Consider the following 11017-nt stretch of genomic DNA (forward strand, 5'->3'; position numbering starts at 1 on the left):
TAATTTCCAAATAACAAAAACATTTATTATCCGGAACATATATTAGATAGATATGCTTTAAGTCAAATAGTTAAAACGGATCTTGATAAAACTTAACCTTCAGATCAATATAATTTTCTGTTGATTACCCTGTTCATATAGTCCTGATACCATGCTTTAGCGATTAATATTCCTTTTTGAGTTTCCTGATTGCTTTTCAGTTGATCCATCAGGTTTTTCTCCAGTCCAAGATCTGTCTTGTAAAAAATTCCAATCACTTCTTTCCCGTCGAAACGGTAAATATAATTTCCGATAATAAATTGTTCCACGGAACCATCTGAATTAGCAATGATCGGAGGAGTTTGCTTTTCACTAACAAGACTTCTTCCCCAGCTTCTGAATTTTTTATTGTACCCGATCAGATCCGCCAGAGTAGGATAAATATCAATTTGCTGGGCAAACTCATTATTCACTCGTTTTAATTGATATTCAGGATTTGGAGAATAAAATAGTAAAGGAACTGCAAAACGATTCATAATTTTCTCATATTCAGGATAATATACCTCATTGGTATGATCTCCTGTGAATACAAAAATCGTATTCTTAAACCAAGGCTGCTTTTTGGTGGTTTCAAAATATTTTTTTATTGCGTAATCAGTATATTGAATAGGCTCATGCATTGGATTCTTACCTTTTTTAAATTTCCCGTTATATTTTTCAGGAATTTTAAACGGATGGTGAGAAGATGCCGTAAATACAGTAGCCATGAAAGGCTGTTCTTTTCCTACATTTTTAGCAAAATACTGTAGGAAAGGTTCGTCCCAGATGGCCCACATTCCATCAAAATCGTTATCGTTTTGGTATTCTGTTTTGCCGAAGTAATGTTTAAAGCCTAAAATATTACCAAAGCCTAAAAAACCCATTGACCCATTCGGTGCTCCATGATAAAAAGAGGTGTCATATCCCATTTCATTACATACAGATACAATGGACTGTATTTTCTGGTTTGAATAGGGCGAACTTGTAAAGGCGTCCGTCAGACTCGGAATTCCTGCAAGAACAGAGCTCATTCCGTGAATTGACTGCCTTCCGTTGGCAAAAGTATTAGGAAAAATAAGACTCTGCCCGGCGAGGCTATCCATAAAAGGCGTATAAGAAACGTAATCCTTAATATTTTTATCTTTATTAAAAGCTCCGGAATACTCCCTGCCAAAAGATTCCACAATAAAAATAACAATGTTAGGCTTCTCGGCAACCTTTCTTTCATATAATTTATAAGGATGAATATTTTCTTCGATAAATTTCTCATCAACAAAATGAACTTCCTTAAAATTATTGGTATTTAAAGTCCTGAAAAACGAAAAAGTACTGTTCAGCACCATATTTCCCTGGGAAGGCAATTTTGCAAACCGGTTGGCATCCACCAAATTAATAGGTCTTGTGCTGTGTTTAAAATCGCCGCGTATACCTCCAACTGCCAGAACAGTCGTTATACAAAGTACAATTACTGACCAAATAAAATACGGAACCAGTTTTACAGGTCTGCGTTCGGTTATTTTTACCTTTTTATACAGGAAAATCCATAATGCCATCAAAATCACAAACCAAATGAGTACAAAAGGATTCTGAATAATCGATGAGGTGAAAACCTTAAAAATATTATTTTCGTGCCTTGCGACCTGAAACGCGGCGGAAGTCAGCCTCATTTGCGAAAATTTAAAATAAACCATATCTCCGAAATTCATGGCATAAGCAATTCCGTTGGTGATAAAGTAAAGCCAGAAGAGAAATTTCTGGTATCCTTTTTTTGTATTAATGATGATTGGAATAATACTCAACAAAATAAAAAGTGCATTGACATATAAAATTGCGGTGGTATCGAATGCAATTCCGTGAAAAGACAAACTGAAATAATCTGATACAGAATCAACTTTAATCAATCCGCAGTTAAAATACCAAAATAAAAACCGCGCAATCTGATAGAAAAAATAAGCTAAAAAAATCCGGTACAACAATACCAGAAGTTCCTGTTTCCTAAATTCTTTAAACAATTTCATGGCGCAAATTTATCAAAATAATGCAACAGTTAAACAATATATCGATATATCAATGTAATAGTGTACCAGTGGAATAATGGAACTGTGCAACGATTCGGAAGTGAAGAAATAATTGATACACCGTTAAATTGATACATTGTTACATTAATTTATTAATTTTGTGACTATGAATTTTATTAAAAATAATTTAGCCAACGTTATCACTCTGGGAAATTTGTTTTCTGGCTGTGTAGGGGCCATTCACCTTATTCTGGGTGATTATCAGACGACGGCCATCTGCCTGATTTTTTCTTTGGTATTAGACTTTTTTGACGGTTTTGTAGCCCGTGCTTTAAAATCAAATTCTAATCTTGGCGTTCAGCTGGATTCATTGGCAGACATGGTAAGTTTTGGACTGGTTCCGGGTTTGACGATGTTTAAAATTCTTCAACCGTTTGGTAGTACTGTTTCCGGATTTATACTGCCTTTTGAAATTAAATACTTCGGATTGCTGATTACGCTGTTTTCCTGCCTGCGACTTGCTATTTTTAATTTGGATGAAGAGCAGAAATATTATTTCAAAGGATTGAATACGCCAAGCAATACCATTTTAATCTTTGGGTTATATTACACTGTTAGACATGAAGAAGTCTTTGCTTCTCTATTAAATAACAGCTTGTTAATGATTATTTTAACAGTACTTTCATCATGGCTTCTGATCTCACCGATCAAAATGATCGCAATGAAATTCAAATCGATGAAGCTGCAGGATAATTATCCAAAAATTGCATTATTAATCGGCGCTATCATTATTTTACTTATTTTTAAAACAGTCGGAATTCCTTTAGTTATCATTTATTATATCTTAATTTCACTTATCTTTCAAAAACAATTGAAATAGGATTGATTCTATCGTGATTTCATTTTCAAATTAACCCATTTTCAAATTTTCAAATTATAAAAAAATGAACTTAAAATTACATAAACCACTCTGTATATTTGATTTAGAAACAACAGGAACCAACATCGGAAGAGACCGTATTGTTGAAATCTGTATTTTAAAAGTGAATCCTGATGCTTCAAGAGAAAGCAAAACCTGGAGGGTAAATCCGGAAATGCCAATTCCAAAAGAATGTAGCGAGATTCATGGAATCTATGATGAAGATGTAAAAGAGGCTCCGACTTTTAAAGAAATTGCTCCGAAAATTATGGAAATGCTTGCCGGAAGTGATCTTGGGGGCTTTAATTCTAACCGTTTTGATGTTCCGTTACTGGCAGAAGAATTACTGAGAGTAGGAATTGATTTTGATCTAAGTAAATTCAGATTGGTAGATGCACAGACTATTTTCCATAAAAAAGAACCAAGAAATCTGAGCGCCGCCTACCAGTTTTATTGCGGCAAAACATTAGAAAATGCCCATTCTGCTGAAGCTGATGTGATGGCAACTTTTGAAGTGCTGGATGCACAGGTCGGAAAGTATGATGATATTCCGAATGAGATCGGACCGCTGAGTGAATTTACGTTCCATAATAAACATGCAGATCTTGCAGGATTTATCGGTTATAACGAAAAACTAGAAGAAGTTTTCAACTTCGGAAAATATAAGGGACAGTGCGTAAAAGTTGTTTTCAAGAAAGATCTGGGATACTTCGGGTGGCTTCAGAATGCAGAATTTCCGCTGTACACTAAAAAAGTCTTTACTAAAATCCAATTATCAAGCAGATTTTAATAATGAGTGAACTTGTTAAATTCAAATTTTACGAAACGGCACTGCAGGCCAACAGAGACAAGCAGATTCTGGCTGAAGTCGGCATCAAAAGCTTTATTGCCAATGAACAGCTGATCCAGTCAGACTGGCTTCTTTCGCAGGCGGTAGGAGGAATTCAGCTGCAGGTTTTCGAAGAAGACTTGGAAAAGGCGCATCAGGTTTTGGAGGATTATAAAGAAAATGAAGTATTTTCTCTGGAAGTGGAACATACCCTTGCAGATCCAGAATTTGATTTTGTATGCCCAAAATGTGGATCTAATCATATTTACAGGGATGACAGTGCGACGAGCTTTTTTGGTATTTCCATTCTGACAAGCCATAAATTCGTGTGCTATTATTGCGGAAATGAATTTACGCATTGATGCTTGACAAGCTTGGTATGATATTTAACGCTAAGGCGCAAAGTTTTTTTAGTTTTAATGTGTGTTTTTTGTTCGCAATGGCGTTTCACTCAGCAAATGAGTAACACCTTTGTCATGAAAAAGACAATATTGAAATGAATGCTAGAATTCCCCACTTCTGGAGGTGGCGAAAATTCGAAGAATTTTTGACGGGGTGCTTTTTAAAATAGTGAATGGTGGATTTTGCTTCGCAAGTGAATTATCAGAATAGTTAAAATTCACAAATGATTCGTAAAGTTGACTATTCACCTCTCATAGCCCCGATTGCAGCGGCATCCTTTTGTGTAGCGGAGCGGAGCAAAAGATAGAGCGGAAAGCGGGAAATAGCTCCTAAAAAATTAAAAATATAAAGTCGAGATGAGATTGCTTCGTCGCTTTCTCTCGCAATGACAAAAATAAAAAATTATGAAAATAATCTGCATAGGAAGAAATTACAGCGAGCACGCAAAAGAACTGGGAAATGAAATCCCAGAAAGACCAGTCATTTTCATGAAACCTGACACGGCGGTTTTAAAGGGAAATGATTTTTATATTCCGGAGTTTTCAAATGATGTTCATTATGAACTGGAAGTGGTCGTAAAAGTTTCAAAAGGAGGAAAATATATCCAGAAAGAAACGGCTCATAAACATTATGAGGAAATCGGTTTGGGAATTGATTTTACAGCAAGGGACCTTCAAAGCGAACTAAAGTCAAAAGGCTTGCCATGGGAACTGGCCAAAGGGTTTGACGGTTCTGCAGTTGTTGGAAATTTCTTTAAAAAAGAGGATTTTAATCTTGAATCTTTGAATTTTTCATTATTAAAAAACAAAGAAAAAGTTCAGGACGGGAATACGAAAGATATGATGTTCGGTATTGATGATATTATTGCTTTTGTTTCGCAATATTTTACCTTAAGAGTAGGAGATCTTATTTTTACGGGAACTCCAAAAGGCGTTGGTAAAGTGGAAGAAAATGATATTCTGGAAGCTTATCTTGAGGATAAAAAAGTGATTGATATCAGAATATTGTAGATAATTTAATACGGTTTTCTGCCATATTTTTCTTAACTTTAGTAGACAAAATTAAAGGTTATGGTAAATATTGTATTGCCCGTAGATTTTGGGGACAAAACAGAGCAGCTCATAGAAGGTGCAGTAAAATTTGCAAAGCAGGTAAACGGCAGAATTTTTCTTATCCACGTAGCGCCGTCGGATATTGGTTTTGCGATCGGTGATATGGGATTCCAGTATTTTCCGGAGGTTGAAGAGAATGAGATCAGAGAAGAACTGGTACAGCTTAATAAAATACAGCAAAGGATTCTTGCCCATGACGTCGATTGTGAACATATTCTGAAACAGGGTATTGCGAAGGATATTATTCTTGAGCATGCTCAGGAAAAAAAAGCAGATTTCATTGTGATGGGATCGCACGGAAGAAGCGGGATATATGATGTTTTTGTGGGAAGCTTAACAAAAGGAATTACAAAAGACTCTAATATTCCTGTGCTGGTATTGCCTATTCATGAATAGCTATAATTTTAATCGTTAACAATAAAAAAAGCCGATCAAACAGAATTTGATCGGCTTTTTACTATATAACCAATTAATTAACCTTCTTTTTTGTAGATATTCGGATCATAGTAAGGGAACTTCCCTTCTGTTGGAGAATAGTAGTCTTTATCTTTATTGTTGCCAAGTGTAACCACCAATACATAGCACCAGTAGGTAAACAATGCGCAGCAAACAATAAATAAAATCCAGTTTAATACGTTTCCGAATGCATCAAAAAAACCAAACGACCATTTGAAAACTTTGCTTAAGAATAGAAAGAAAGACGTCATTATTTTCCTTTTTTAAATTAACTTTGTACAAATTTATAAAAAATGTTTAAATTACTTTCAAAAGAAAGCAATATTTTTTCAATACCGGTTTATATTGGTTTTCTTCTGTTAATAGTAATAACTTTTAACTTTTTGAATTTCAACACCTATGAAGCAATTATCGCTGTGATTACCTTTCTGGGAATTGCTTTGGGATATTTTTGCTTTCACAGCATTGCGCTGAATTACCAGACTCATTTACCTTTATTTTTATATACATTTTTTATTTTTGCATTATATCCCGGAAGGCTTGATATCGGTCTGGCCATTGCACTTCTCACCAATTCTTTTCTTCTGCTGCTTCTTACCAGCACCAATGAAGACATCAGAAAAAAATCTTATGTTCTGGTAGGATCTATTGTAGCCTTGAATTTTATTTTTCTCCCGACAACCTGGCCGATGGCGGTTTTTGTGATCATCCATGTTATTGCCACTTCTGAAAGAATAGGCTTGAATATTTTCAGGTTTTTGCTGGGAATTTTACTGATTGTTTTCAGTTATTTCTCCGTGATGTTCTTTTTAGATTTCACTTCATGGAATATGGATTACTTCCCTTTCGGAAAGATGAAATTTGTAACGGACTATGAAGGGCTGCTGCCATTGATTCCTATTGTGCTGATGCTGATCTACGCCGTTTATGATCACTTTAGAAATTATAATAAGAAAAGCCCGGTAAGCAGATACAAGTACACTTTTTTACTGGTTTTTTCGTTTGCCCAGCTGATTACCATTGTACTTTATATGAACAAAAATTATGAATATTTATTGCTTCTTGCATTTCCTTCTACTATTATCCTCAGCCGGATGTTGAGATTTTTACCGAAGTACTGGATGCAGGAGGTAAGCCTTTGGGTAATAATTTTCAGTTTAATCGGTTTTAAAGCCGGAACTTATTTTGATTTATTTTAAAAGATTATGATTCAGATAGACGATAAATTGATCTCCGAAGAAATTTTTTCTGAAGAGTTTGTTTGCAACCTTACCAAATGTAAAGGTGCCTGTTGTGTGGAAGGAGACGTAGGAGCTCCTTTGGATAAAGACGAGCTGGAAATTTTAGATAATATTTTTGATAAAATTAGGCCTTATCTTACCGCAGAAGGCATTAAAGCTTTGGAAGAACAGGGGACATGGACCACCGATCCTATGGACGGCATGTATGTAACACCAATGGTGGAAGACCGTGAATGTGCCTACGTTACCTTTGATGAAAAAGGAATTACAAAATGCGGTATCGAAAAAGCTTACGAAGATGGTGCAGTAGACTGGCAAAAACCAATTTCCTGTCACCTCTACCCGATCCGTATAACGGAATATTCTTCTTTTACGGCTTTAAATTATCATGAATGGAGCGTATGCAGTGACGCCTGTACTTTAGGAAAAGAACTGCAGGTACCTGTATATAAATTCCTGAAAACACCGTTGATCAGAAAATACGGAGAAGAATTTTATGAAGTCCTGAGCGGTGCTGCCGAAGAATGGAAGAAAGAATATGGCTCGTAATGGGTTTTGAGAGTTGATTTGTGTATGCGTATTCATATAGCGTAAAAGATCAGCATTAATCTTTATAATTAATAGACAATAAATGAAAATCCCGTCCGGTAGATTTATCGGACGGGATTTATTTGGAATATTAAATCGAATATTAATTTGCAGCTCCGGCTTTAATTACTGCTGTTTCAGGTTTTGCTTCATCTTTTTTAGCATTTTCCCAACCGTCTTCCGGCATTAAAGTAGCTACAATTCTGCCTTTTGTAAGATATTTTTTACCTACATTCTGAAGATCTTTTACCGTTAAAGCTTTCACTTTTTCCTCATAGTTCAGGATTTCATACTTATCGCTTCCATCCATCTGATTTTTAGTAAGCGCATTCATCCAGTACATATTATCCTTCAGGCTTGTTTTGTGGTCATTATATTCGCCTTCCTTGTATTTGTCAAGATCCTTTTGCTCAGGCCCTTTGTCAATTAACTTCTGCAGCTCTGTAAGTGCACTTTTTGTGAGTTTGTCCGCATTTTCAGGTCCGCAAGGGAAACTGATGCTGAAACTGTAATTGTTGTAAGGTACCCGGTACATTCCACCTCTTGCTCCTCCGCCATAAATTCCACTTTCATCCTCGCGTAGTTTTTCAATCACTTTTATGGTAGCTACTTCTCCTAAAGCTTCCAGCGCAAGCGCTTCTTTTTCATTATAAGGAGCTTCGCCCAGATAGGTGATCGTCACCATACTTTTAGGATCTTTTCCTTTTTTATAGGTTTTCGTAAAATCTCCGGTCATCTGTCTGTATCCCGTATCCTTGAAGTTGGATGATTTTCCTGTAGACGGAAGACTGGCAATATACTGCAGCACTTCATTTTTAAATTTAGCTTCATCAATATTTCCTACAAAATAGAAATGGAAGTTTCCGGCATTGGAAAATTTCTCTTTATAAATATCGTATGCTTTTTTGTAATCTGTATTGGCCCATTCTTTTTCTAAAGGAACAATCCCTATAAATCTTGGATTTTTTTGATTCATAAATTTGGCATGTTCGTTTGAGAAATAAAACTGAGGATTGGATAACAGATTGTCCAGCATAGCAGATTGTTTTGTTTTATAGGCGTTGAATGCGTCAGGATTATAATTAAGTCCCGTAAAATACGCATACATCAGTTCCATCGCCGTACCAAGATCTTTTTGTGTCGTACGTCCCGAAATTCCTTCAAATAAAGAACTTACTATAGGATTTACACTTACCTGTTTTCCGGCAAGATAATTCGTAAGATCTGATTTTGAAAAGCCATTTACTCCGGCTTCCGAAAGCGCAGGAAAAGCAAACTGAGTTTTATTGTAATCAGCATCATTAATCAGAGAGCTTCCTCCCATACTTCTTGCGGAGAAAACAATTTCATCATCTTTAAAATCCGTTTTTTTGAATGTTACTTTTGCTCCATTGCTTAATATCCAGGTTGTAGTACCCAGTTTTGCATCAGTTTCTGTTTTGGCAATTTTTCCTTCTGATTTGAATGGCTTTACTAAATTTTTAATCGTTTCTTTCTCCTGATAAGGCTTAAGATCAGCCATTTTCACACTTTCAAACATGTTTAAAACCATAGCCTGCGTCGGCATCGGAACATTTTCTTTTTTAGGACCGGTAATTACGACTACCCTGCTATCGTCTTTCACGAATTTTTTAATAACCTCGTTCGTTTGAGCGAGTGTTACTGAAGGTAAAAATTTCTTTGTATCCTCATACTCCCATGCAATACCCGGAATCGGCTCCTGCTCCAGGAAGTTTCTTACATATTCATCGACCAGCATATCGCTTTCCGTTTTATCACGGTTATTGTAAGATCTTTCCAAGTTTGATAAAACCTGAGCTTTTGCTCTGTCGAGTTCAGTCTGAGTGAATCCGAATCTTTTTGCTCTTTCTGTTTCTTCCAAAAGCACTTTGAGGGCATTCATCTGGCCACCATCTTTAACCATGGCAAATCCCTGGAAACCTTCTTTGCTTCTTGCATACGTTCCTCCATGATAAACTGATCCATAAGTAAATGGAGGATTCGTAGAATTTACAAGTTCTCTCAATCTGTTATTCAACATGGTTGAAGTAAGGTTTTCGATGATGCTCTGATTGTATTGCTCAACTGTAACATCCGGCTGGTAAGCTTCCGAATCTTTCATGATAAACTGAACCATTGAGCTTGTCGCATCAGGATCCGTTTCCACAGCTACCAGCGTTTCTTTATGGTTCGGCAGATCAAAGGTTTTTCTTTCTCTTGGTTTTTCAGGATTTTTGTATTTGCTGAAATTATCTTTAATTTTCTTTTCAATCTCATCTACATTAATATCTCCTACAACAACGATTGCCATAAGATCGGGTCTGTACCAGTCTTTATGAAACTGTCTGATCACTTCAGGCTTGAAATTTTCCAGCACTTCTTTCTTTCCTATCGGAAGTCTGTTGGCATACTGAGAATTGTACAATAACTTAGGAAGATATTTGTCAGACATTCTTTTGTCGGCACCAAGACCTAATCTTAATTCTTCCAGAACAACGCCTCTTTCCTTATTGATCTGCTCATCAGAAAGTGTTGCATTGAATGCCCAGTCTTCCATTACCTTAAGGCCTGCATCCAGATTTCCTGGTTTATCCAAAGGAACGGGAAGCATGTATACCGTTTCGTCGAAACTTGTGTAAGCATTAAGGTGCTGACCAAATTTCACTCCGATTGACTGCAGAAAATCAACCAGCTTGTTATCTGGAAAATTTTTTGTCCCGTTGAAGTTCATGTGCTCCATGAAATGCGCCAGCCCTTGCTGGTTTTCATCTTCAAGAATAGATCCTGCATTGATTGCCAATCTGAAATCTACTTTCTTTTCGGGTAATGTATTTTTTTTGATGTAGTACTTCATTCCGTTTGAAAGAGTACCGATTCTTACAGAAGGGTCTATAGGAATATTCTGTGCGAATGCATTTGCAGAAAAAAGGAAAACCACTGCAAATGAAGATAGCATTTTCTTCATAGTTTGATTATTAATTTTTATGGTTCAAAAATATCATTTATTCACAGAACGAAGAAATAACGAAAATATTATTTAGAGTTAAAATTCGTTAAATAGAGTTAATTTTTCTGGATTCTTCAGGAGTTTATTCCGGATACGGAAAAGAAATTGGTTTTTGTAAGATTTTTTTTATCATTTTAATGTGTCTTGTTTAAAGCAAAAATACTAATTCAACAAAAGCAGTGAAGAAGTTTTTAGTTAAACTTTCGTTAAATATCAATTCAATAAAAAAACCGGGACGAACCTAGTCATGGTCGGAAGAAATTCCGGCCATATTTTTGTGTTTATGTTTTGAAGACTTTAGCAGGATCACCTCCTGCAAAAAGGATTAGAATGGCAGTAATCATATCTCGAAGCTCCATTGTAATCCGCCTTTTTGCGGTTTTGTAGCCTAAATTATTTGCTTTTTTGTAAATCAGCAGTAGCATAG

At 35.9% G+C, this 11017-nt stretch carries 10 protein-coding genes; 7 read left to right on the top strand and 3 right to left on the bottom strand.

The genetic code is table 11. The features are described 5' to 3' along the window. Nucleotides 1-104: 104 nt before the first annotated feature. Entirely contained in the window at nucleotides 105-2036 is a 1932-nt protein-coding gene (locus AC3WV0_RS12195; protein ID WP_488846338.1) for an LTA synthase family protein, read from the bottom strand. Nucleotides 2037-2202: 166 nt separating this feature from the next. Between AC3WV0_RS12195 and AC3WV0_RS12200 the strand changes: the two genes are divergently transcribed. The 5 genes from AC3WV0_RS12200 (at nucleotide 2203) to AC3WV0_RS12220 (ending at nucleotide 5694) form a co-directional block, all read left to right on the top strand. Continuing rightward, complete coding sequence (locus AC3WV0_RS12200; protein ID WP_488846339.1) at nucleotides 2203-2916, top strand: CDP-alcohol phosphatidyltransferase family protein; 714 nt, start codon at nucleotides 2203-2205, stop codon at nucleotides 2914-2916. A gap of 64 nt (nucleotides 2917-2980) precedes the next feature. Beyond that, nucleotides 2981-3745, top strand: a complete 765-nt coding sequence (locus AC3WV0_RS12205) for an exonuclease domain-containing protein (protein ID WP_488846340.1) — start codon at nucleotides 2981-2983, stop codon at nucleotides 3743-3745. Between the two features lie 2 nt (nucleotides 3746-3747). Further along, entirely contained in the window at nucleotides 3748-4146 is a 399-nt protein-coding gene (locus tag AC3WV0_RS12210) for a putative signal transducing protein (RefSeq protein ID WP_488846341.1), read from the top strand. Between the two features lie 444 nt (nucleotides 4147-4590). Further along, the gene (locus AC3WV0_RS12215; protein WP_488846342.1) at nucleotides 4591-5196 is read left to right on the top strand and encodes a fumarylacetoacetate hydrolase family protein; all 606 of its coding nucleotides are present in this window, start codon (nucleotides 4591-4593) and stop codon (nucleotides 5194-5196) included. 60 nt (nucleotides 5197-5256) lie between these two features. Beyond that, the gene (locus tag AC3WV0_RS12220) at nucleotides 5257-5694 is read left to right on the top strand and encodes a universal stress protein (protein ID WP_488846344.1); all 438 of its coding nucleotides are present in this window, start codon (nucleotides 5257-5259) and stop codon (nucleotides 5692-5694) included. Between the two features lie 77 nt (nucleotides 5695-5771). Here the strand turns inward: AC3WV0_RS12220 and AC3WV0_RS12225 are convergent, their stop codons facing one another. Then, nucleotides 5772-6005, bottom strand: coding sequence for a DUF6341 family protein (locus AC3WV0_RS12225; RefSeq protein WP_488846345.1), 234 nt, complete (start codon nucleotides 6003-6005; stop codon nucleotides 5772-5774). Between the two features lie 42 nt (nucleotides 6006-6047). Here AC3WV0_RS12225 and AC3WV0_RS12230 point away from each other — a divergent pair, with 42 nt between their 5' ends. Both AC3WV0_RS12230 and AC3WV0_RS12235 read left to right on the top strand, forming a co-directional pair. Beyond that, complete coding sequence (locus tag AC3WV0_RS12230) at nucleotides 6048-6953, top strand: DUF6427 family protein (protein ID WP_488846347.1); 906 nt, start codon at nucleotides 6048-6050, stop codon at nucleotides 6951-6953. 6 nt (nucleotides 6954-6959) lie between these two features. Continuing rightward, a complete protein-coding gene (locus AC3WV0_RS12235) occupies nucleotides 6960-7544 on the top strand; it encodes a DUF3109 family protein (protein ID WP_488846348.1) in 585 nt (194 codons plus the stop codon). Between the two features lie 142 nt (nucleotides 7545-7686). Here AC3WV0_RS12235 and AC3WV0_RS12240 read toward each other — a convergent pair whose 3' ends face one another. Continuing rightward, nucleotides 7687-10548, bottom strand: a complete 2862-nt coding sequence (locus AC3WV0_RS12240; RefSeq protein ID WP_488846350.1) for a M16 family metallopeptidase — start codon at nucleotides 10546-10548, stop codon at nucleotides 7687-7689. Between the last annotated feature and the right edge of the window lie 469 nt (nucleotides 10549-11017).

The sequence above is a fragment of the Chryseobacterium sp. 27AL genome (assembly GCF_057815395.1).

What these genes read in the sequence shown, in the direction of transcription:
- AC3WV0_RS12195 (WP_488846338.1), bottom strand. Translation starts at nt 2,036, where the DNA reads ATGAAATTGTTTAAAGAATTTAGGAAACAGGAACTTCTGGTATTGTTG.
- AC3WV0_RS12200 (WP_488846339.1), top strand. Translation starts at nt 2,203, where the DNA reads ATGAATTTTATTAAAAATAATTTAGCCAACGTTATCACTCTGGGAAAT.
- AC3WV0_RS12205 (WP_488846340.1), top strand. Translation starts at nt 2,981, where the DNA reads ATGAACTTAAAATTACATAAACCACTCTGTATATTTGATTTAGAAACA.
- AC3WV0_RS12210 (WP_488846341.1), top strand. Translation starts at nt 3,748, where the DNA reads ATGAGTGAACTTGTTAAATTCAAATTTTACGAAACGGCACTGCAGGCC.
- AC3WV0_RS12215 (WP_488846342.1), top strand. Translation starts at nt 4,591, where the DNA reads ATGAAAATAATCTGCATAGGAAGAAATTACAGCGAGCACGCAAAAGAA.
- AC3WV0_RS12220 (WP_488846344.1), top strand. Translation starts at nt 5,257, where the DNA reads ATGGTAAATATTGTATTGCCCGTAGATTTTGGGGACAAAACAGAGCAG.
- AC3WV0_RS12225 (WP_488846345.1), bottom strand. Translation starts at nt 6,005, where the DNA reads ATGACGTCTTTCTTTCTATTCTTAAGCAAAGTTTTCAAATGGTCGTTT.
- AC3WV0_RS12230 (WP_488846347.1), top strand. Translation starts at nt 6,048, where the DNA reads ATGTTTAAATTACTTTCAAAAGAAAGCAATATTTTTTCAATACCGGTT.
- AC3WV0_RS12235 (WP_488846348.1), top strand. Translation starts at nt 6,960, where the DNA reads ATGATTCAGATAGACGATAAATTGATCTCCGAAGAAATTTTTTCTGAA.
- AC3WV0_RS12240 (WP_488846350.1), bottom strand. Translation starts at nt 10,548, where the DNA reads ATGAAGAAAATGCTATCTTCATTTGCAGTGGTTTTCCTTTTTTCTGCA.